Below are 22,973 nucleotides of genomic sequence, written 5' to 3'. Positions count from 1 at the left end.
AATGGGCTTTTTAAATTTTAACATTAGGAGTGAAGATGAGTAGTGAATTAGTAAGACATTTAACAACAGACACTTTTGCGGATACAATTGGAAGTGGTGGGGTTGTTTTAGTTGATTTTTGGGCACCTTGGTGCAGTCCTTGTCGTATGCTTGGCCCTGTTATTGATGAGCTTGCGGGTGATTACGAAGGGAAGGCAATTATTTGTAAAGTTAATGTTGATGAGCAACAGGAATTAGCTGCACAAAATGGCGTGAAAGGAGTTCCTTCTATTTTTATCTATAAGAATGGAGAGCAAGTTGATAGTCATGTGGGTGCAGCCCCTAAGTCGCTTTTTCAGGAAAAGCTTGATAAGCTTCTTTAATGTCGATTAAAAAACATGGGGAGTGTAACTCCCCTCGACCAGCTTTTGGAATTATTACTCCATTCTTAGCCGCGTTATTTTGTGCCGCAGCTTATTTTTATTTTCAGTTTTCTTATTCCAGACTTGTAAAGGTAGACTTCAATGAGTGGGTGCTTTATACTTCGGAAGGTTTGTTTACTCCCCAGTCTGACCGATATGTAATCATATTTTATAGTTCCAATGTACAAGAGCAATTGAGGTTTGTGCAAAATTTAGAAATTATTGAAAAAGACCCTATTATAGCGATTGATTTTTATCAAAATCGTGAATTACCCTCACAGAATGGCAGAATTTATGCAACTTCTAGTGCAAATACTATTTTAAACTATTTATTACGTTTTAAAGTAACGCAACTTCCAACACTTGTCAGTATAGAACGTGAAAAAGGTGTGGGGCAACAATTTAAACAACGTTACCCATCTCGTATGGTGAGTAATGCAGAAATGGAGATTCAAAATCAGAAGATAGAAAAAAATATTTAGTATTAAAAGATAATTTTTATTGATTAAAATATATTTTAATGCTATAATGCACTACACATTAATGAGAGTGTGAAAAAATTTGATAATTTTTTAAGGAGTTTTTTATGTTAGATGTTGCAATTATTGGTGGCGGTCCTGCTGGATTGACTGCGGGTTTATATACAACAAGAGGTGGTGCAAAAGAAGTGGTAATGTTTGAACGCGGTATGCCCGGCGGACAAATTACAGGTAGTAGTGAAATTGAAAATTATCCTGGCGTAAAAGAGGTTCTCTCTGGATTTGATTTTATGCAACCTTGGCAAGAGCAGTGTTTTCGCTTTGGTTTAAAGAGTATGCAAAAAGATGTTATGCGCATTTCTCGGCTTAAAAATTATTTTGTTATCCATACCGATAAAGAAACTTTCGAGGCAAAATCAGTAATTGTGGCTACCGGTGGGAGTCCTAAACGTTCTGGGGTGAAGGGAGAAGATCAGTTTTATGGACGTGGTATTAGTACTTGTGCGACTTGTGATGGTTTTTTTTATAAGGGTGAGGAAGTTGCAGTGTTAGGTGGTGGTGATACAGCGATTGAAGAGGCACTTTTTCTTTCTGAGTTATGTAAAAAAGTAACAGTCCTTCATCGTCGCGATGAATTTAGGGCAGCCCCTGTAACCCTTCAAAAAGCGAAAGCGAAAGCAAATATTGAATTTTTAACTCCTGTATTGCTTGATGAAATTTTAGGCGATGCAAAGGGTGTAAATGGTATATTATACAAATACAAGGATTCGCAAGAGCAACAGAAGTTAGAAGTGAATGGCTTATTTATATTTGTTGGCTATTCTGTCAATAACCAGATTCTTAAGCAAGAAGATGGTTCTTTTTTATGTGAAATGACTGATGCCGGAGAGGTGAAAGTAGATTTAAATATGAATACGAACGTGCCAGGTCTTTTTGCGGCTGGAGATATTCGTATTCAAGCTGCAAAGCAGGTTGTTTGTGCGGCTGGAGATGGTGCTAGAGCAGCATTGAGTGCTTTGGCATATTTAGAGCATCATATGTGAAAGAGGAGTGGTATATAATGAAAAAAATTGGCGTTTTTGGAGCAAGTGGACGTGTGGGGAAGATTCTGGTTGATCTTCTTGTAGATCATAAGGATGCAACCCTTTCTGCAGTTTTTGTACGGAAGAATCTGGATTTTTCGATGTCTCCGGGAGCATTGGTAACAAATGATTATCAGATTTTCTTGGATGCTTGTGATGTTGTTATTGATTTTTCTTTACCTGATGCAACGACGACTTTGCTTGAAACCGCTATTGATAAGCACCCAAAGCCTATCGTGATAGGTACAACTGGTTTGCTTGATTATCAAAATAATCTTTTGCAAGTTGCTTCCACAAAGATGCCTATACTATATGCAAGTAATATGTCTTTTGGTGTAGCCATTTTGCATGAAGTTATTCGAACAGTTTCTAAAACTTTGGCTGAATTTGATATTGAAATTGTTGAGATGCATCATCGTTACAAAAAAGATGCACCGAGTGGAACAGCGTTAGCACTTGCACAAACATGTGCGGAAGCACGTAACCTTAGTTTAGAAAATATCCTTTATGGTCGTGAGGGTAACACGGGCGAACGCTCTAAGGATGAGATTGCTGTGTTTGCAGTTCGTGGTGGTGATATTGCAGGGAAGCATACGGTAGGCTTTTTTAATGAGGGCGAATATTTGGAATTCACGCATACAGCGACAAATCGTGCAACTTTTGCTAAAGGGGCGTTGAGGGCTGCAATATGGCTATCAGAGCAGAAGATTGGTTATTATTCTATCCAAGATGCTTTAGGCTTATAAGGGAGAATGTGTGGATTCTTTTAAAGAAGAATGTGCTGTTGTTGGCGTATACAATTGTCAAAATGCTGCAAAACTTGCCTACTATTCTTTATTTTCAATGCAACATCGTGGACAAGAAGCAAGTGGAATTAGTAGTTCTGATGGGAAAAAAATCAAAACAATTAAAAATCATGGGTTGGTGACAAGCGTTTTTGATGAGGAGAATTTAAAGAAACTCTCTGGTTATGCAGCTGTTGGTCATAATCGCTATTCAACTGCTGGTGAAGATTCAATGTTAGATGCACAGCCTGTTTTTGCACGTTATGATTTGGGGGAAATGTCTGTTGTGCATAATGGAAATTTAACTAATGCACAAGAATTGCGTAAAAAGCTGATTGAGAATGGGGCAATTTTTCAGAGCTTTATGGATACAGAGATTCTCATCCATTTGATTGCAAAAAGTGAGAAAAAATGTTTGCAAGATCGTATTATTGATGCGATTTTACAAGTACAGGGAGCGTATTCCCTTGTTTTTTTGAGTCGATCTAAAATGTTTGTCATTCGTGATGCAAATGGATTTCGTCCGTTTTCTCTAGGAAAGATTCAAAATGATGACGGAAGTGTAGGCTATATTGTTGCGAGTGAGAGTTGTGCTTTTGATTTAGTGAATGCACAATATGTGCGAGATGTTCAACCTGGCGAGATGTTGATTTTTGAAGCTAATAAGCCTCCTCAAAGTTTGCAGATTATGTCACCTACGCCTCACCCTTGTATTTTTGAATATGTCTATTTTGCACGTCCTGATAGTAAAGTTTTTGGACGCACCGTTTATGATGTGCGTAAAAAAATGGGTATAGAGTTAGCAAGAGAAAAGTCTATTGATGCAGATATTGTTATTCCTGTTCCCGATAGCGGTGTAGCAGCGGCACTTGGGTATTCTCAGGAGAGTAAAATTCCATTTGAGTTGGGTATTATTAGAAATCATTATATTGGACGTACTTTTATTGAGCCAACACAGACAATGCGTGAATTGAAGGTGCGTTTGAAATTGAATCCCATTCGTGAATTAATTGAAGGTAAGAAAGTGATTGTGATTGATGATAGTATTGTACGCGGAACAACAAGTCGCCAAATTGTACGTATTTTGCGTGGTGCTGGAGCGAAAGAAGTGCATATGTGCATTAGCTCTCCACCAACAATTAGCCCATGCTACTATGGTGTAGATACTCCCAATAAAGAAGATTTAATTAGTGCGAGGATGTCAGTTGAACAGATTTGTGAATATATTGAGGCAGATTCTTTGGTGTACCTTTCTTTGCAAGGGTTGCGACAAAGTTTGGAGTGTGGTCAATCTGATTCTTTTTGCCAAGCCTGTTTTGATGGCAAATATGTAGTTTAGTTTTTAGGAATAATGTGAGAAAAATGTTAACATTTGGGCGTTACTTTCAAAGACGCTTTGGAGAACGGGTTAGGAAAGTCCCTTTAAGTATTCCGGGTTTTACATGCCCTAATATTGATGGAACACTTGCTAGGGGAGGGTGTATTTTTTGTAAGAATGAGAGTTTTTCGCCTTCGTTGAATAGTCAAGAAGTCCCCAAGCTTCCCTTTAAATTAAAACCTAGTATGCAGGAAAATCCCATTTTGCAACAGCAGATTCAAGCCTTAAATATTCAATTTGAAACCCAAAGTGAATATCATCGTAAAAAATTTAAAATGCGTAAATTTTTAGCTTATTTTCAATCTTTTACAAATACTTATGCACCATTAGAAACATTAAAAATTTTATATAATGAGGCATTAAAACGTAAGGAAGTTGTTGGGATTTCAATTGGAACGCGTTTTGATTCAATTACGCTTGATATTTTAGATTATCTTGCAGAATGGGTGCAAAAAGATAAGGAAGTATGGGTGGAATATGGTGTGCAATCTATTCATCAGCGAACCCTTGAGTTAATTAATCGTGGGCATGATTGTAGTGCTTTAGAATATTGGGTGGATGAGGCAAGGAAACGTGGAATTAAGATTTGTATCCATTTAATTTATGGACTTCCAGAAGAGACGGATGAGATGATTCTTGCTTCCTTAGAAGAGGTTTTGCGTATAGGGCTTGATGGTTTGAAAATTCACCCTTTGTATGTTATGGAACATACAAAGTTGGCACAGATGTACAAAGCAGGGGAGTATATGCCTATTAGTTTAGAACATTATGGAGATTTGTTAGTTAAGTCTTTGAAACTTATTCCTGCTGATGTTGTGATGCACCGAATTTCTGCTGGAGTGCATAGTGGAGATTTGTTAGCTCCGAAGTGGTGTATGGATAAAAATATTCAGATGAATTATTTGCGACAACTTTTACGCAGTCATGGAATTGAATATTAGGTGTATCGGCCAGTTATAGGGGGAGATTTTTCGTATACCCTTTTTAATGAAGCTTATGCTGAATCTTATCATTGTATTACTGAAGGTGCATTGAGTGAGACTTTGCGTAAACATATTCGTCCACCGATTGATTTAAAGGAAGATTTGCTTTATTTACCTGTTGTGCGGATTATCGATATTTGTTTTGGCTTGGGTTATAACACTCTTTGTTCTGTGCTAGAATATACAAAACTAAACTTTGCAGGTAAGGTTCAAATATTCACTCCCGAAAAGGATTTTGAACTTTTAAAAAGATTGCCTACAATTCCTTATCCCGATGATTTAAAACCTTTCCTGTTTATTTTAGAGACTTTGTTGCAAAAGAGAAGATTTATTTCAGATAAGATAGATATTCAGCTATATTGTGGAGACGCAATAGAATATTTGGGAGGACTTATTGATTGTTTTGCTGGTAAGATTGATATAATCCACCAAGATCCTTTTAGCCCAAAGAAGAATCCTGAATTATGGAATATGAAGCATTTTCATATTCTTGCAAAACTTCTTAAGCCAAACGGAATCATTACAACTTATTCACAAGCTTCTAATGTCTATTATACGGCTTTTTTAAATGGATTTTATAGTTATAAAATTTTCCATTTGGATGCGAGTCATAAACCCTCTTCTTGTTTGACGCTTCGACCTATCGAAAATTTCAAGCAAAGAAGAATTAAGCCGATTGACATTAATCACAAACTTCGCATTAATCCATATTTAAAAGAAATTTTGTAATTTTCTTAAAGAATATATTGACAACTCAAAAAAAAATCTGTATAATTCTACCTCAATTCAATTTATTTCGATGATTTGCTGGTGTAGCTCAGTTGGTAGAGCAGCTGCCTTGTAAGCAGCAGGCCGGGGGTTCAAGTCCCTTTACCAGCTCCATTTTATTTATTAATTTTGTTCAGTGTTTGACCAGTAATAGAGCTATAAGCAAGGGTGGGATACTCAAGTGGCCAACGAGGGTAGACTGTAAATCTACTGACTTTGTCTTCCGTGGTTCGAATCCACGTCCCACCACCATGAATAGGGTGGCTTATACGCTGGTAGTGTGCGGGAGTAGCTCAGTTGGCTAGAGCATCAGCCTTCCAAGCTGAGGGTCGCGGGTTCGAGCCCCGTTTCCCGCTCCATAATACCTCTGGGAGCTGATTGCTTCGTTAAATTGGTTCCTCATTATTCTACTTTTATGGTTGTTTAGGTTTACTGTGCCCATATAGCTCAGTGGCAGAGCACTTCCTTGGTAAGGAAGAGGTCGGCGGTTCAATCCCGCCTATGGGCTCCAGTTTATGCGTTTGTGATGTCGATCACATTTTATTTTAGCGTTTGTTGTGTGCTTTGGTGCATAATTTTAATTTGAATTAGGAGATTAGAAATGGCTAAGGAAAAATTTGAAAGTACAAAGCCCCATGTCAATATAGGAACAATTGGACATGTCGATCATGGTAAAACTACCCTTAGTGCTGCTATTTCGGCTGTTCTTTCAGTTAAAGGTTTAGCGGAGCTTAAAGATTATGATAATATTGATAATGCTCCAGAGGAGAAAGAGAGAGGGATTACGATTGCAACTTCTCATATTGAATATGAGACAGAGAATCGCCACTATGCACATGTGGATTGTCCTGGACACGCCGACTATGTTAAAAATATGATTACAGGTGCTGCACAGATGGATGGTGCAATTCTTGTTGTGTCTGCTGCTGATGGTCCTATGCCACAAACAAGAGAACATATTCTTCTTTCCAAGCAAGTAGGTGTTCCTTTTATTGTTGTTTTCTTGAATAAAGAGGATATGGTTGATGATGCAGAGCTTTTAGAACTTGTAGAAATGGAAGTGCGTGAACTTTTGAGTCAGTATGAGTTTCCAGGAGATGATACCCCTATTATTGCGGGGTCAGCACTCAAAGCACTTGAGGAGGCAAAAACAGGTAATCTAGGTGAGTGGAGTGATAAGATTCTTAAATTAATGGCAGAAGTGGACACTTATATTCCAACTCCACAAAGAGATACCGATAAGCCCTTTTTGATGCCTATCGAGGATGTTTTTTCAATCGCTGGTCGTGGAACTGTTGTGACAGGAAGAATTGAAAGAGGCATTGTAAAAGTTGGTGATGAGGTGGAAATTGTGGGTATCCATGATACTCAAAAGACAACTGTAACAGGTGTTGAGATGTTCCGTAAGGAATTACAGGAAGGTCAAGCGGGACATAATGTAGGTATTCTTTTAAGAGGAACAAAAAAGGAAGAAGTGGAAAGAGGTATGGTTCTTTGCAAAGTAGGGTCGATTACACCTCATACAAAATTTGAAGCAGAGGTTTATATTCTTTCAAAAGATGAGGGCGGACGACATACACCATTCTTGAATGGTTATCGTCCACAATTCTATGTAAGAACAACAGATGTAACAGGCTCTATTGCACTTCCTGCAGGAACAGAAATGGTTATGCCTGGTGATAATGTGAAAATTACTGTTGAATTAATTGCTCCTATTGCTCTTGAAAAAGAGACTCGTTTTGCGATTCGTGAGGGTGGTAAAACCGTAGGTGCAGGTGTTGTAACAAACATTATTCAATAATGTCACTTAGAGTTAATGAGAATTCTGGAGTTAGGTAAAGATGAAAGTGAAGATTGGACTAAAATGTTCAGAATGTGGTGATATTAACTATACTACCACAAAGAACGCTAAAACGCAAACAGAGAAATTGGAGCTCAAGAAGTTCTGCCCTCGTTTAAATAAGCATACTGTTCATAAAGAAGTTAAATTGAAGAGTTAGCTTACACCTTTTAAGGGGGAGATGTCCCCCTTAAATTCAAAGAAGTGGGCGGTGCTTATGCGGTCGTAAGGGTCAGTAGCTCTAATTGGTAGAGCGTCGGTCTCCAAAACCGAATGTTGGGGGTTCGAGTCCCTCCTGGCCTGCCATCTCTGAAAGATAAAAATAATTAAAGTGATAACTAATGAAAAAAATGATAAACTATTACAGACATTCAAAAGAAGAACTAAACAAGGTTTTATTTCCTACTTGGGCAGGTGATGATTCTGGTGTGGGTTCTGTTAGAAATGCAGCAATCTCTGTTATTGTGGTAGTTAGTGTCGTCACTCTTTTTTTGGCATTGGTTGATTCAATATTGGCTTTTATTGTTTCTGCTGTTGTATGAGAAAGGAGAAAAGTTAATGTCTCTTGCTTGGTATGCGATTCAGACTTACTCTGGGAGTGAACAGACTGTCAAGAAAGCAATTGAACATCTTGTGGAAGAATACAAGATTGCCAATCGTGTTGAACAAATTGTTGTTCCGACAGAGGATATTATTGAAATTAAAAATAACAAGAAAAGAGTTATTCCACGTAGTTTGTATCCGGGCTATGTTTTTGTAAAGGTTGATCTTGATACGGAACTATGGCATAAGATACAATCTCTACCGAGGGTTGGGAGATTTATTGGTGAGGCTAAAAAACCTACACCATTGGGTGAGGCAGATATTAATGTAATTTTGGAAAAAGTCCATAATCGTGCGGCACCAAGACCGAAGGTATTCTTTGAGGCAGGCGAGGTTGTAAGGATTATTGAGGGTCCTTTTGTTAATTTTACGGGAACAGTTGAAGAGTATGATATGGAGCATCGAAAGCTTAAGGTGAATGTATCTATTTTCGGGCGGAGCACTCCTATTGAAATTCTTTATTCTCAAGTTGAGAAAATTGTTTAAATCACTATAAAGGAAAGGCGTATGGCAAAAAAAATTGTCGGAGAGCTAAAGCTCCAGATTCCAGCAGGCAAAGCAAATCCTTCTCCACCTGTCGGACCCGCTTTGGGTCAAAGAGGTGTGAATATTATGGAATTTTGCAAGGCTTTTAATGAGAAGACAAAAGATATGGGAAATTTTAACATTCCTGTTATCATTACTGTTTATCAAGATAAAAGTTTTACTTTTGTCACAAAAAAGCCACCGGTAACCGACTTAATAAAAAAGGCGGCAGGTATTCAAAAGGGTTCTGATAATCCGTTAAAAAATAAGATTGCCAAATTGACTAGGATGCAAGTTTTAGAAATTGCGAAAACTAAAATGGACGATTTGAATGCAAAAGATGTTGAGGGAGCTATCAAGACGGTTGAGGGTAGTGCACGCAGTATGGGTGTTGAAATTGTAGATTAACGCAAAAAAAGTTGGAGTATACAATGGCAAAAAAAATGACTAAAAGAATGAAAACCTTGTTGGAAAAGGTTGATACAAGCAAAATATACGATATTACAACCGCATCTACAACGATTAAAAGTCTTGTTTCGGCAAAGTTTGATGAGACGGTGGAGGTAGCGTTGAAGTTAGGGGTTGACCCGCGACATGCAGACCAAATGATTCGTGGAGCAGTTGTATTACCGCATGGGACAGGTAAGCAGGTGCGTGTAGCAGTTTTTGCAAAAGGCATTAAGGCGGATGAGGCTAAGAATGCTGGGGCTGATATTGTTGGTTCTGATGACTTGGCTGATGAGATTAAGGCAGGTAATATTAATTTTGATATTGTTATTGCTACGCCTGATATGATGGCTTTAGTGGGTAAGGTTGGACGTATCTTAGGACCAAAGGGGCTAATGCCGAATCCGAAAACAGGAACAGTGACAGCTGATGTTGTGAAGGCTATTGAAAATGTCAAAAGTGGACAAGTGAATTTTCGTGTTGATAAGAAGGGTAATATTCATGCCCCAATCGGAAAAGCAAGTTTTAGCGAGGATAAAATTAGGGGTAATCTAGAAGAACTTGTGAGAGTTATCAATCGGTTAAAACCCGCATCTACAAAAGGGAAGTACATCCGCCATGCGGCTATTTCTTTGACAATGAGTCCCTCTTTAGAGCTCGATGCACAAGAGTTAATGGATTTACGTTGAAAGAGAGATTCGAGTTTATCTTAGACTGATGACTATAGGGGCTGACACTTAATGAAGGATTTTAATTCTTCCCCTGTAATAGGTTATTTGTCGGAAAGGAGAAGAACCAAATGACAAAAAGCGAAAAAACTCAAATTATTGAGTCATTGACCATTGAATTTAAAGAGTCAAATGCAATTGCGGTATGCGATTATAAAGGTTTAAGCGTAAAAGATCTGGAGTCTTTCCGTGTAGCAGTGCGTCCTTTGGGCATTAAGGTGCAGGTTGTTAAGAATACACTTGCTTCTATTGCTCTGAAGAATGCTGGTGCTGATGGGTTAGAATTCCGTGATACGAATATCTTTATTTGGGGAGAAGATCAAATTTCTCTCGCAAAAGCAATTAGCAAATTTGCAGAGAATTCAGCGGGTAAGTTTGTAATTAAGATGGGCTTTTTTGAAGGTAATGTTGTTGATACAAAGCATATTGAGCTTGTATCTAAAATGCCTTCAAGAGATGAGCTTTTGGGAATGTTGCTTTCTGTTTGGACAGGGCCGGCACGTTATTTTGTTACTGCTTTAGATAATCTTAGAAAGCAGAAAGAAGAAAATTAATTTATAAAAGGAGTCTATTATGTCAATCACTAAGCAAGATGTACTTGAGTATATTGGTGGTTTGTCTGTTCTTGAGCTTTCAGAACTCGTAAAAGAATTTGAGGAAAAATTTGGTGTTTCAGCTGCACCGACTGTTGTTGCAGGTGGTGCAGGTGGTGCAGGTGGTGCAGTGGTAGCAGAAGAAAAAACAGAGTTTGATGTTGTGCTTATTGATGCGGGAGAAAAGAAAATTAATGTCATCAAAGTTGTACGTGAAATTACAGGTTTGGGACTTAAAGAAGCAAAAGATGCAGTAGAGAAAACTCCTCACACTGTTAAAGAGGCTGCAAGCAAGGAAGATGCTGCTGCGATAAAAGCAAAGCTTGAAGAGGCAGGTGCAAAAGTAGAGATTAAGTAAAAATCTCTAAGAACAATAATTTTTTAAAATATTAGTGGGGAGGGAGACTTCCCCTTTATATTTTCTTTCTTCTAAAACTTATTAAGAGGTTGAATTATGCCCATAACTTTAAAATCTGGCAATCGTTTAAGAGTTGACTTTACAAAGATTCCAAAAAATATCTCTATACCTAATTTACTACAATTACAACGAAGTAGTTATGATTCATTTTTGAAGCCAACAGATGGCCATCAAAGTGGAATTGAAAAAGTTTTTCATTCTGTTTTTCCTATTCACGATGCCCAAAATCGTGTAACACTTGAATATGTGGGTTGTGAATATGGAAAACCTCGCTATACAATTCGTGAGGCAATGGAGAGAGGTTTGACTTACTCTATCCCTCTAAAGCTAAAAGTGCGTTTAGTACTCTGGGAAAGAGATGAGAAGACAGGCGATAAATTAGGAGTAAAGGACATTAAAGAGCAAAGTGTTTTTATTCGTGAAATTCCTTTGATGACCGATAGAACTTCCTTTATTATCAATGGTGTAGAACGTGTTGTTGTTAACCAACTTCATAGAAGTCCAGGTGTGATATTTAAAGAAGAAGAGGCTGCGACCACATCTAGCAAAAGGGTTTATACAGGACAAATTATTCCTGATAGAGGTTCTTGGCTATATTTTGAATATGACGCAAAAGATATTTTGTATGTGCGAATCAATAAACGACGCAAAGTACCTGTTACAATCCTTTTTAGGGCATTGGGGTATAGCAAACAAGATATTCTGAAAATCTTTTATCCTTTAAAGAAAATTACTATGAAATCTCCAGACACATTCTTAACTCCATTTGATATAAATGAATTTAAGGGACGTCCTAAGTATGATATTGAGGATGAAGAGGGAAATTTGATTGTTGCTGCAGAAAAAAGGTTGAGTGCAAAAAAACTTAAAGAATTAGAAGGTAAGGTAGAATCTGTCAAATACCCATTAGAGATTCTTTTAGACCGTTATCTTGCAGAACCTATTTTTACAAAAGATGGCAAAGAAGTCCTTTTTGATACACTTACAAAAATCGATGACACGAAGATTAAGAAGATGTATGAGGCTGGGATTACAGAATTTGTTATTGCTAATGATATCGCTGAAGGGCATGATTCTTCCATTATTAATGCTTTTACTGCTGATGCAGAATCTTTGAGGCTCCTTAAGCAAACTGAAAAGATTGATAATGAAAATGATCTTGCTGCAATTAGAATTTACAAGGTTATGCGTCCGGGTGAACCTGTTACAAAAGATGCAGCAAAAAGCTTTGTGCAACAGTTATTTTTTGATCCTGAACGTTATGATTTAACGCGTGTTGGACGTATGAAAATGAATCATAAGCTTGATTTAAATGTACCGAGTTATGTTACAGTTTTGACTTATGAGGACATTATTAAGAGTGTAAAATATTTAACAAAAGTCAAAAACGGTTTGGGGCATATTGATGATAGGGATCATCTAGGAAATCGCCGTATTCGTGCGATTGGCGAATTATTGGCAAATGAATTGCATTCGGGGCTTGTTAAAATGCAAAAGGCTATTCGTGATAAATTAACCACTCCTCCTAGCAATTTAGAGGAACTGATGCCTCATGATTTGATAAATTCCAAGATGATTACGAGTACGATTTTAGAGTTTTTTACTGGTGGGCAGTTGTCTCAATTTATGGATCAAACTAATCCACTTTCAGAAGTTACACATAAAAGGAGACTTTCTGCCTTAGGTGAGGGCGGTCTCGTTAAGGAAAGAGCGGGATTTGAGGTGAGAGATGTGCATCCAACACATTATGGTAGAATCTGCCCTATTGAGACTCCTGAAGGGCAAAATATCGGACTTATTAACACACTTTCAACTTATTCACGAGTTAATGAATTAGGTTTTATTGAAGCACCTTATCGTAAAGTATCTGATGGTTATGTGAGTGATGAGGTTGTTTACTTAACAGCTACGCAAGAAGAAAATTTGGTGATTGCTCCAGCTAGTACAGAAATTGATGAAAATGGTTATATTAAAGAAGATTTGATTGAAGTTAGAGTTAATGGTGAAATTGAATTAAAAGATAAAAAAAGTGTGAATTTGATTGACCTTAGTCCCGGAATGGTTGTTGGTGTTGCTGCATCTTTGATTCCATTTTTAGAGCATGATGATGCGAATCGTGCATTGATGGGTTCAAATATGCAACGTCAAGCAGTACCTATTCTTGCTCCAGATGCACCTATTGTCGGAACAGGTATGGAAAAAACAATCGCAAGGGATTCGTGGGAGGCGATTAAGGCAGTACGTGGTGGAAGTGTTGAAAAGGTAGATGGTAAGAATATTTATATTTTGGGTGAAGATGAGAATGGTGCGTATATTGACCATTACTCTTTGCAAAAGAATCTTCGCACCAATCAAAATACTTGTTTTTCACAGCTTCCAATCGTACGTGCGGGTGATACTATCGAGGCAGGGCAGGTGATTGCTGATGGTCCTAATATGAATAAAGGGGAGCTTGCATTAGGAAAGAATATTCGTGTTGCTTTTATGCCATGGAATGGGTATAACTTTGAAGATGCAATTGTTGTGAGTGAGAAACTGATTCGTCAAGATGTGTTCACCTCCGTGCATATTTATGAAAAGGAAATTGAAGCAAGAGAATTGAAGCATGGTGTAGAGGAGATTACAAGGGATATACCTAATGTCAGGGAAGAAGAGCTTGCTTGTCTTGATGAGAGCGGGATTGTTAAGATTGGAACTTATGTCAAATCAGGTATGATTCTTGTGGGTAAGGTTTCTCCTAAAGGGGAAGTGAAGCCAACGCCGGAAGAAAGGTTGTTAAGGGCAATTTTTGGGGAGAAAGCAGGGCATGTTGTGAATAAATCCCTCTATTGTCCTCCAAGCTTGGAAGGAACAGTTGTTGATGTTAAGATTTTTACTAAAAAAGGTTACGATAAAGACCAAAGGGCATTAGCGGCTTATGGGGAGGAAAAGGCACGACTAGATTTAGAGCACCATGATAAGCTAATGATGCTTGACAGGGAAGAAATGTTGCGTTTAACTTCCATCCTTTCTAAAGAAACTTTGAAAGCAGATGCTGAAGTAAATGGTAAAAGTTTTAAGAAAGGTGAGATTATTCCAAAAGGAGATCTAACTGCAATGAATCGCTTTGCAATGAATAATCTTGCGAAGTGTTATTCGAGAAATTTTCAAGAAACTTATGAACAAATTAAAAGTAATTTTTTAGAACAAAAGAAGAATTTAAGTGAGGAACATGAGGAAAAGCTTTCTATTTTAGAAAAAGATGACATTCTTCCAAGTGGCGTTGTCAAGCTTGTAAAAATTTATGTTGCAACAAAGAGAAAACTCAAAGTTGGCGATAAAATGGCAGGGAGACATGGAAATAAAGGTATTGTCTCTAATATTGTTCCAGAGGTTGATATGCCTTATACAAAAGATGGAGAGTCTATTGAAATTGTTTTAAATCCTCTAGGTGTGCCTAGTCGTATGAATATTGGGCAGATTTTAGAAGTGCACTTAGGGCTTGTTGGACGAAAGCTTGGAGATCAAATTGAGCATGTTTTCAAAGAGCAGAGTGGGGAGTGGTTGCAACAATTACGTGCAAAAATGATTGAGATTGCTTCTATTTCAAGAATGGAGAATGTAGCTGAGTTTATTCAGAGTTTAAGCGATGAATTTTTATTGGAATATGCAAAAGATTGGTGTCGTGGAGTGAAGTTTGCAACACCTGTTTTTGAGGGAGTTGATGAGGAAGAATTTAGAAAACTATTTAAACTTGCAAGCATTGATGAAGATGGGAAAGTAGAGCTTTATGATGGTAAAACTGGCGAAAAAATGAAAGAACGCGTTAATGTTGGCTATATGTATATGTTGAAACTCCACCATCTTGTTGACGAAAAAGTACATGCAAGAAGTACTGGACCTTATAGCCTTGTTACACAACAGCCTGTTGGAGGAAAAGCACTCTTTGGAGGGCAGAGATTCGGAGAAATGGAGGTTTGGGCATTAGAAGCTTATGGTGCTGCTCACACCTTACGTGAAATGTTAACCGTGAAATCTGATGATGTGGAGGGACGTGTGAAAGCCTATAAGGCAATTACGAAGGGTGAGACAGTAAAAGAGTCTGAAATTCCAGAAACTTTTTATGTTTTAACTAAAGAATTGCAATCTCTTGCCCTTGATGTTTCTGTGTATGAGCGAAAAGATGGTGAGCTTGAGTTACTTTCTTTGAATGAGGAAAAACGTCCAGCTGATTTTAATGCATTTCAGTTGAAGCTTGCAAGCCCTGATACAATTCGTAGTTGGAGCAATGGAGAAGTAAAAAAACCAGAGACGATCAATTATAGAACATTGAAGCCAGAACGAGATGGCTTGTTTTGTGCTAAAATTTTTGGACCAGTACGCGATTATGAATGTTTGTGCGGTAAATATAAAAAAATGCGCTATCGCGGTGTTGTGTGTGAGAAATGTGGTGTTGAGGTTACAAGCTCTAAGGTGCGACGTTCAAGAATGGGACATATTGAGCTTGTAACACCTGTTGCACATATTTGGTATGTAAACTCTTTACCTAGTCGTATTGGCACATTGCTTGGCATTAAAATGAAAGATTTAGAACGTGTTCTTTATTATGAAGCTTATGTTGTTATGGAGGCAGGGAATGCATATTATGACAATGAAAACACAAAGCCTATTGCAAAGTATGATGTGTTAAATGAGGAACAATATCAAAATATTAGTAAGCATTTTGAAGACTCTGGTTTTGTTGCACAAATGGGTGGTGAGGCGATTAAAGAGCTTTTAAGTCAGATTGATTTAGTTGATTTGCTTAATGTTTTGCGTGAGGAGATCAAAACAGTTACGGCTGAAGCAAAAAAGAAGACATTAATTAAACGTTTGAAAGTAGTTGAAAGTTTTGTTAATTCCGGTAATCGCCCTGAGTGGATGATGCTTACAGCTCTACCAGTGCTTCCCCCTGAATTGCGTCCCTTAGTTGCACTTGATGGTGGTAAGTTTGCAGTGAGCGATGTGAATGATCTTTATCGCCGTGTAATTAATCGTAATCAACGTCTTAAACGACTTATTGAGCTTGATGCACCCGATATTATTGTTCGTAACGAAAAAAGAATGTTGCAAGAATCTGTTGATGCACTTTTTGATAATGGACGCAATGCAAATGCAGTTAAAGGTGCAAATAAACGTCCATTAAAGTCTCTTTCAGAAATTATCAAAGGTAAGCAAGGACGATTTAGGCAGAATCTACTTGGAAAACGTGTGGATTTTTCTGGACGAAGTGTTATTGTTGTGGGTCCTAACCTGAGAATGGATCAGTGTGGTTTACCTAAAAATATGGCGTTGGAATTGTTTAAACCGCATATCTTAGCAAAGCTTGAAGAAAAAGGTTATGCGACGACTCTCAAGCAAGCAAAAAAGCTGATTGAGCAACGTACAAATGAAGTTTGGAGTTGTTTGCAAGAAATTGTTGACGGCTATCCAATTTTGCTTAATCGTGCTCCCACTTTACATAAACAATCGATTCAAGCATTTCACCCTAAATTGATTGATGGTAAGGCGATTCAGCTTCATCCATTAGTTTGTTCTGCCTTTAATGCAGATTTTGATGGCGACCAAATGGCAGTGCATGTGCCTTTGAGTCAAGAAGCAATTACAGAGTGCAAACTTTTAATGCTAAGTTCCATGAATATTCTGCTTCCTGCAAGCGGTAAAGCGGTTACTGTTCCTAGCCAGGATATGGTATTAGGTTTATATTATCTTTCTTTGGAGAAAAAGGATTCTAAAGGTGCAAATAAACTTTTCAATAATATTGAAGAGATTATGATAGCACTTGAATTTAATGCTGTGGATATTAATAGCCGTGCAAGAACAGTTATTGATAATCACATGATAGAAACAACTGTTGGGCGTATGATTGTACACTCTATTCTGCCTGATTTTGTGCCAACTTATCTTTGGAATCGCGTATTAAAGAAAAAAGATATTGCAAACTTGATTGATTATGTGTATAAGGAAGGTGGGATAGGAATTACAGCGACATTCTTGGATAACCTTAAGGATTTAGGCTTCCGTTATGCGACGAAGGCGGGAATTTCTATCTCTGCTGATGATATTTTGGTTCCCGAAAGCAAGAAAGGAACGATAGAGATTGCAAAAACTGAAGTGAAAAAGATTCAGTCTGATTTCTTGCAAGGGCTAACAACCGATCAGGAAAGATACAATCGTATTATTGATACATGGACAGCCGCAAGCAATAAACTTGGTAGTGAAATGATGGGGCTTGTTGAGGAAAATAAAGACGGATTTAATTCCATTTATATGATGGCAGATTCTGGTGCTAGAGGTAGTGCCGCACAGATTCGTCAGCTTTCAGCAATGCGTGGTTTGATGACAAAGCCAGATGGGACGATTATTGAAACCCCGATTATCTCAAATTTCAAAGAGGGTTTAAATGTTCTTGAATATTTTATTTCCACGCATGGGGCAAGAAAAGGTTTGGCGGACACAGCATTAAAAACGGCGAATGCAGGCTATCTTACAAGAAAGCTGATTGATGTAAGCCAAAATGTCAAGGTTGTTATTGAGGATTGTGGTACACATGAGGGTGTTGAAATTTCTGATATTACTGTTGGACGTGAATTGATAGAACCCCTTGAAGAACGTGTTTTTGGACGTGTTGCAGCAGAAGATGTGATTGATCCTGTAAGTGGTGAAGTCCTTGTCAGTGAGGGGACATTGATTGATGAGAATTTAGCAAAAAAAATCAAAGAGGCAAGTGTAAAGTCTGTTACTATCAGAACTCCTGTAACTTGTAAAGCGGAAAAGGGTGTTTGTGCTAAATGCTATGGTTTAAATCTTGGGGAAGGGCGTCCGACAAATCCCGGTGAGGCAGTTGGTGTAATTGCTGCACAATCCATTGGAGAACCTGGTACTCAGTTAACACTTAGAACATTCCACGTTGGTGGAACGGCAAGTAGAAGTGCGGAAGAAAGGGAGGTAATCGCGGAAAAAGAAGGCTTTATTCGTTATCATAATATCAAAACATATAAAAATAAAGATGGTAAGATGGTAATTGCGAACCGCCGTAATGCAGCAATTTTGTTGCTAGAGCCAAAAATTAAAGCCCCTTTTGACGGAGAATTAAAAGTTGAGTTTTTGCACGATGAGATTGCTATTTCCGTATTAGGTGATAATCAGCAGAGTGTACGTTATTTATTGCGTAAGAGTGATGTTGCCAAGCCTAATGAATTGGCCGGAGTGAGTGGTAAAATCGAAGGAAAACTTTATATTCCTTACACGAGCGGTTCTCAAGTGCATATTGATGGCAGTATTGTTGATGTAATTAAAGATTGCTGGAATGTGCCTAATCGTATTCCTTATGCAAGTGAGTTAAAAGTAGAAGATAATGCCCCTGTGCCACAAAATATTATTGCAAAAGAAAAGGGTGTAGTGAAGTATTATATTCTTAAGGGCGATCATTTGGAACGCTATCGCGGGCTAAAAAAGGGTGAAGAAGTATTTGAAAAAGGGTTGTTTGCCGTTATTGCAGATGCAAATGACCAAGAAGCAACAAGGCATTATATTGCTAGAAATTCAATTATTGAAGTTGATGATAGCAGTGAAGTGAGTGCAAATACGATGATTGCAAGTATTCGTAGCGAGGAGCAAAAAATTATTGCTGAATGGGACCCATATTCTAACCCAATTATTGCCGAATGCGTCGGGAAAGTTGTTTATGAAAATATTATCCCTGGTGTTACTGTTAGTGAGCAAACTGATGAATTAACAAGGGAAAGTCGTTTTGTTGTTAATGAATATTTGCCTGGTAGCTTGAAACCAGCAATTGTTATTACTTCTGATAAGGGGGAAATTGTCCGTTATTTGTTAGATGCCCAAACAGTTATTTATGCCCAAGATGGTAGTGAAGTAGGTGTTGCGGAGGTACTAGCTAAGACTCCAAAAGCAGTTGCAAAGTCTAAGGATATTACGGGTGGTTTACCGCGTGTCACGGAGCTTTTTGAAGCAAGAAAGCAACCTAAAGATCAAGCAGTCTTAGCTGAAATTGATGGTATTGTGAGTTTTGGTAAGCCTGTTAGGGGTAAGGAAAAGATTATTGTTACCACAGAGGATGGAAAAAGGGCAACTGAGTATACTGTTGATAAGGGTAAACGCATTCTTGTGCATGAGGGTGAATTTGTTCATACTGGTGAGGCGATTACTGATGGACTCATTTCAAGTCATGATATTCTTAGAATTTCTGGAGAGAAAGAACTTCATAAGTATATTGTGAGTGAGGTACAACAAGTTTATCGTCGTCAAGGTGTGAATATTGCCGATAAGCACATTGAAATTATTGTTTCACAAATGTTGCGTCAAGTCAGAATTATCGATAGTGGTAATACGAAATTTATTGAGGGTGATTTAGTTAGTAAACGTCATTTTAGAGAAGAAAATGAACGTATTTTGTCAATGGGTGGAGAGCCTGCCATTGCTGAACCTGTGTTGCTGGGAATTACAAGAACAGCAATTAGCAGTGATTCAATTATTTCTGCAGCTTCTTTCCAGGAGACAACAAAAGTTTTAACAGAAGCAAGTGTGGCAGCTAAAATAGATTACCTTGAAGATTTAAAAGAAAATGTTGTATTAGGGCATATGATTCCTGTTGGAACTGGAATTCACAAGAGCGTGAGGGTGCGTCTACAGGAGTCTGAATAGTGTTGGGTTTTGTTAAGTAAAAAACAAGCTTAAGGGTAGTATAATGAGCGGTAATATTTTGCATAAATGCAAACAATAAGATTAAAAATAAGGAATTGTCGTGCCAACTATTAACCAATTAATTCGTAAGGAAAGAAAGCGGACGATTAAGAAGTCGAAATCTCCTGCTTTAGTTGATTGTCCTCAAAGAAGAGGTGTATGCACTAGAGTTTATACAACCACACCCAAAAAGCCTAACTCGGCTTTAAGGAAAGTGGCGAAAGTTAAACTTACGAGCAAGTTTGAAGTGATCAGTTATATTCCGGGTGAGGGGCATAATTTACAGGAACACTCTATTGTGCTTATTCGTGGTGGAAGAGTTAAGGATTTACCGGGCGTGAAGTATCATATTATTCGTGGTGCGTTGGATACTGCTGGGGTTGCGAAAAGGACAGTTTCACGTAGTAAATATGGTGCTAAAAAAGCTAAAGCGACAAAATAATTTTAGAGTAAGTTAAGGAAAGTCAAATGAGAAGAAGAAAAGCTCCTATTAGAGAAGTTTTGGGTGACCCTATTTATGGAAATAAGGTTGTAACAAAATTTATCAACAAAATGATGCTTGATGGTAAGAGGAGTGTGGCGGAAAAGATCATATACGCTACATTTGATAAAATTGAGGAAAAAACGCAAGAGAAGGGTATCGAAGTTTTTGAAAAGGCATTAGAAAAGGTGCGACCCATTGTTGAGGTTAGAAGTCGGAGAGTGGGCGGGGCAACTTATCAAGTGCCTGTAGATGTACGTGCTGCGCGTCAACAATCTCTCTCTATTCGTTGGATTTTAGAGGCGGCTAGGAAGCGAAATGAGAGAACAATGGTGGAAAGATTAGCGAATGAACTAATTGATGCTATTAATGACCGCGGAGCGGCGTTTAAGAAAAAAGAAGATGTGCATAAAATGGCTGAGGCAAATAAAGCATTTGCACATTATCGTTGGTAGAGGTATATAAAATGTCAAGAAAAATACCTTTAAGCAGGATTCGTAATATAGGGATTGCAGCACACATTGATGCCGGAAAAACAACAACAACAGAGAGGATACTATTCTATACAGGTGTTAGTCATAAAATTGGTGAGGTGCACGATGGTGCAGCAACAATGGACTGGATGGAGCAAGAAAAAGAACGTGGGATAACGATTACTTCTGCAGCAACAACCTGTTTTTGGAATAATCATCAAATTAATATTATTGACACCCCAGGACACGTGGATTTTACGATTGAGGTAGAACGTTCGATGCGTGTTCTTGATGGAGCGGTGGCAGTATTTTGTTCTGTGGGTGGTGTCCAACCACAGAGCGAGACTGTTTGGAGGCAAGCCAATAAATATGGTGTTCCAAGAATGGTTTTTGTGAACAAGATGGACAGGATTGGTGCTAACTTCTATAATGTTGAATCTCAAATTAAGGATCGTTTAAAAGCGAATCCTGTACCCGTTGTAATTCCTATTGGTGCGGAAGATACTTTCAAAGGGGTTGTTGATTTAATTTCAATGAAAGCTTTTGTTTGGAATGATGAGACAATGGGTGCCCAATATGATATTGAAGAGATTCCGGGAGAACTAAAAGAGAAAGCTGAAGAGTATCGCAATAAAATGATTGAAGCTGCTGCAGAGCAAGATGAATCGCTTATGGAGAAGTATCTTGAAGGAGAAGAATTAAGCGAGGAAGAAATTAGAAGAGGTCTTAAAATAGGTTGCCACTCTATGTCTATTATTCCTATGCTTTGCGGATCTTCTTTTAAAAATAAAGGTGTACAAACGCTCCTTGATGCAGTTGTTGAGTATCTTCCTGCTCCGACAGAGGTTGAGGAAATTAAAGGTATCAATCCCAAAGATGAATCTGAGGTGTTAGTTGAATCTTCAGATGATGGAGAATTTGCTGCTCTTGCATTCAAGATTATGACTGATCAGTTCGTGGGACAATTGACTTTTGTTCGCGTTTATCGTGGTAAGCTTGAATCTGGTAGTTATGTGTATAATTCTACAAAAGGTAAGAAAGAGAGAGTGGGGCGACTTTTAAAAATGCACGCTAATCGTCGCGAAGATATTAAGGAAATCTATGCAGGTGAGATTTGTGCCTTTGTGGGCTTAAAAGATACTCTTACAGGTGATACACTTTGTTCTGAAAAAGAGCATGTTATTCTAGAGAGAATGGAATTCCCAGAGCCAGTCATTTCAATTGCAGTTGAACCAAAAACGAAAGCCGATCAAGAAAAGATGAGTATAGCACTCTCGAAACTTGCTGAAGAAGATCCAAGTTTTCGAGTTGAGACAGATGAGGAGAGTGGACAGACAATTATCTCAGGTATGGGGGAATTGCATCTTGAAATCATTGTTGATCGTATGAAACGTGAGTTTAAGGTGGAAGCTGAAGTGGGACAACCTCAAGTTGCTTTTAGGGAGACTGTTCGTAGCACCATTAATAAAGAATGTAAGTATGCAAAGCAGTCTGGTGGACGAGGGCAGTATGGACATGTCTTTATCAAGCTTGAACCGCAAGAAGCAGGGGCAGGTTATGAGTTTATTGATGAAATTAAAGGCGGTGTAATTCCAAAAGAGTATATCCCAGCTGTTAATAAAGGAATTATTGAGGCGATGCAAAATGGTGTTTTAGCCGGTTATCCTGTAGTTGATTGTAAAGTTACACTTTATGATGGAAGTTATCATGAAGTGGATTCTTCTGAGATGGCATTTAAAATTGCGGGTTCTATGGCGTTCAAGGATGCAGCTAGAGAGGCAAGTCCTGTTCTTCTGGAGCCGATTATGAAAGTTGAAGTTGAAGTGCCCGAAGAGTATATGGGTGATGTGATTGGTGATTTGAATCGTCGGAGAGGGCAGATTAATTCTATGGATGACCGTTCCGGCTTGAAGGTTGTAAATGCGTTTGTTCCGTTGGCTGAGATGTTTGGCTATTCTACAGATTTGCGTTCTGCAACGCAAGGGCGCGGGACATATACTATGGAAATGAGTCATTATGGTGAAGTTCCGGGTAATATCGCTAAAGAGATCACAGAAAAACGAAAAGGTTAATGAATTTTCCGATATCTAACTTTAAACCTACTTAGGCAGAAATCCCAACTGCTTTAGCGGTTGGGCTGAATGCCAACGAGCATAAGCGAGTAATCTATCCTTGATTCTCTATATAAGCCTTGATTGTTTCAGGGTTTGCTTCGCCTATACTACAAGCAAAAAATCCATCAATCCAAAAAGTCTTTTCGTTCCA

At 38.1% G+C, this 22,973-nt stretch carries 20 protein-coding genes and 5 tRNA genes; 24 read left to right on the top strand and 1 reads right to left on the bottom strand.

Annotation, left to right across the window (positions count from 1 at the left end):
- Positions 1 to 35 precede the first annotated feature (35 nt).
- The 24 genes from trxA (at position 36) to fusA (ending at position 22,780) form a co-directional block, all read left to right on the top strand.
- On the top strand, positions 36 to 362 hold the full coding sequence (trxA, locus tag CCZ01_RS04910; RefSeq protein WP_112052115.1) for a thioredoxin: 327 nt from the start codon (positions 36 to 38) through the stop codon (positions 360 to 362).
- The gene (locus tag CCZ01_RS04905; RefSeq protein WP_112052114.1) at positions 362 to 883 is read left to right on the top strand and encodes a hypothetical protein; all 522 of its coding nucleotides are present in this window, start codon (positions 362 to 364) and stop codon (positions 881 to 883) included. Before trxA ends, CCZ01_RS04905 begins: the two co-directional genes overlap by 1 nt.
- A gap of 104 nt (positions 884 to 987) precedes the next feature.
- Entirely contained in the window at positions 988 to 1,923 is a 936-nt protein-coding gene (gene trxB, locus CCZ01_RS04900; RefSeq protein WP_112052113.1) for a thioredoxin-disulfide reductase, read from the top strand.
- Between the two features lie 17 nt (positions 1,924 to 1,940).
- The gene (dapB, locus tag CCZ01_RS04895; protein WP_112052112.1) at positions 1,941 to 2,708 is read left to right on the top strand and encodes a 4-hydroxy-tetrahydrodipicolinate reductase; all 768 of its coding nucleotides are present in this window, start codon (positions 1,941 to 1,943) and stop codon (positions 2,706 to 2,708) included.
- A 10-nt stretch (positions 2,709 to 2,718) separates the two neighbouring features.
- Positions 2,719 to 4,086: an amidophosphoribosyltransferase gene (gene purF / locus CCZ01_RS04890; RefSeq protein WP_112052111.1), complete on the top strand. Its 1,368-nt coding sequence runs from the start codon at positions 2,719 to 2,721 to the stop codon at positions 4,084 to 4,086.
- A 23-nt stretch (positions 4,087 to 4,109) separates the two neighbouring features.
- Entirely contained in the window at positions 4,110 to 5,066 is a 957-nt protein-coding gene (locus tag CCZ01_RS04885; protein WP_181566323.1) for a TIGR01212 family radical SAM protein, read from the top strand.
- Positions 5,067 to 5,837 carry an MnmC family methyltransferase gene (locus CCZ01_RS04880; protein WP_112052109.1) on the top strand — a complete coding sequence of 257 codons (771 nt, stop codon included), beginning with the start codon at positions 5,067 to 5,069 and terminating at the stop codon, positions 5,835 to 5,837.
- Between the two features lie 77 nt (positions 5,838 to 5,914).
- Positions 5,915 to 5,990: transfer RNA gene (locus CCZ01_RS04875), tRNA-Thr, on the top strand.
- Between the two features lie 53 nt (positions 5,991 to 6,043).
- Positions 6,044 to 6,128, top strand: a tRNA-Tyr gene (locus tag CCZ01_RS04870).
- A 30-nt stretch (positions 6,129 to 6,158) separates the two neighbouring features.
- Positions 6,159 to 6,235, top strand: a tRNA-Gly gene (locus tag CCZ01_RS04865).
- A 77-nt stretch (positions 6,236 to 6,312) separates the two neighbouring features.
- A tRNA-Thr gene (locus CCZ01_RS04860) sits at positions 6,313 to 6,387 on the top strand.
- A 90-nt stretch (positions 6,388 to 6,477) separates the two neighbouring features.
- Entirely contained in the window at positions 6,478 to 7,677 is a 1,200-nt protein-coding gene (gene tuf, locus CCZ01_RS04855) for an elongation factor Tu (RefSeq protein WP_112052108.1), read from the top strand.
- A gap of 40 nt (positions 7,678 to 7,717) precedes the next feature.
- Entirely contained in the window at positions 7,718 to 7,876 is a 159-nt protein-coding gene (rpmG, locus tag CCZ01_RS04850; protein WP_112052107.1) for a 50S ribosomal protein L33, read from the top strand.
- Positions 7,877 to 7,945: 69 nt separating this feature from the next.
- Positions 7,946 to 8,022: transfer RNA gene (locus CCZ01_RS04845), tRNA-Trp, on the top strand.
- Positions 8,023 to 8,057: 35 nt separating this feature from the next.
- Positions 8,058 to 8,258, top strand: coding sequence for a preprotein translocase subunit SecE (locus CCZ01_RS04840; protein ID WP_112052106.1), 201 nt, complete (start codon positions 8,058 to 8,060; stop codon positions 8,256 to 8,258).
- A 16-nt stretch (positions 8,259 to 8,274) separates the two neighbouring features.
- Complete coding sequence (gene nusG, locus CCZ01_RS04835; RefSeq protein ID WP_112052105.1) at positions 8,275 to 8,805, top strand: transcription termination/antitermination protein NusG; 531 nt, start codon at positions 8,275 to 8,277, stop codon at positions 8,803 to 8,805.
- 21 nt (positions 8,806 to 8,826) lie between these two features.
- Complete coding sequence (rplK, locus tag CCZ01_RS04830) at positions 8,827 to 9,252, top strand: 50S ribosomal protein L11 (RefSeq protein WP_112052104.1); 426 nt, start codon at positions 8,827 to 8,829, stop codon at positions 9,250 to 9,252.
- A 23-nt stretch (positions 9,253 to 9,275) separates the two neighbouring features.
- Positions 9,276 to 9,980, top strand: coding sequence for a 50S ribosomal protein L1 (gene rplA / locus CCZ01_RS04825; RefSeq protein ID WP_112052103.1), 705 nt, complete (start codon positions 9,276 to 9,278; stop codon positions 9,978 to 9,980).
- Between the two features lie 110 nt (positions 9,981 to 10,090).
- Positions 10,091 to 10,573, top strand: a complete 483-nt coding sequence (rplJ, locus tag CCZ01_RS04820) for a 50S ribosomal protein L10 (protein WP_112052102.1) — start codon at positions 10,091 to 10,093, stop codon at positions 10,571 to 10,573.
- Between the two features lie 19 nt (positions 10,574 to 10,592).
- Positions 10,593 to 10,970 (top strand): 50S ribosomal protein L7/L12, encoded by a 378-nt coding sequence (gene rplL, locus CCZ01_RS04815; protein ID WP_112052101.1) that lies wholly within the window; start codon positions 10,593 to 10,595, stop codon positions 10,968 to 10,970.
- A gap of 96 nt (positions 10,971 to 11,066) precedes the next feature.
- Positions 11,067 to 19,715 (top strand): DNA-directed RNA polymerase subunit beta/beta', encoded by an 8,649-nt coding sequence (locus tag CCZ01_RS04810; protein WP_112052100.1) that lies wholly within the window; start codon positions 11,067 to 11,069, stop codon positions 19,713 to 19,715.
- A gap of 100 nt (positions 19,716 to 19,815) precedes the next feature.
- Positions 19,816 to 20,196 carry a 30S ribosomal protein S12 gene (rpsL, locus tag CCZ01_RS04805; RefSeq protein ID WP_112052099.1) on the top strand — a complete coding sequence of 127 codons (381 nt, stop codon included), beginning with the start codon at positions 19,816 to 19,818 and terminating at the stop codon, positions 20,194 to 20,196.
- A gap of 26 nt (positions 20,197 to 20,222) precedes the next feature.
- A complete protein-coding gene (gene rpsG / locus CCZ01_RS04800; protein ID WP_112052098.1) occupies positions 20,223 to 20,690 on the top strand; it encodes a 30S ribosomal protein S7 in 468 nt (155 codons plus the stop codon).
- A gap of 11 nt (positions 20,691 to 20,701) precedes the next feature.
- Positions 20,702 to 22,780 (top strand): elongation factor G, encoded by a 2,079-nt coding sequence (gene fusA / locus CCZ01_RS04795; protein WP_112052097.1) that lies wholly within the window; start codon positions 20,702 to 20,704, stop codon positions 22,778 to 22,780.
- 94 nt (positions 22,781 to 22,874) lie between these two features.
- Here fusA and CCZ01_RS04790 read toward each other — a convergent pair.
- Positions 22,875 to 22,973, bottom strand: a 99-nt coding sequence (locus tag CCZ01_RS04790; protein WP_181566317.1) for a transposase, incomplete at its 5' end; no start/stop codon positions are given.

It is taken from the genome of Helicobacter monodelphidis, assembly GCF_003288845.1.
GTDB lineage: Bacteria > Campylobacterota > Campylobacteria > Campylobacterales > Helicobacteraceae > NHYN01.
Note: the sequence above shows the minus strand (reverse complement) of the source record. Positions and strands in the feature narration are given on the sequence as shown.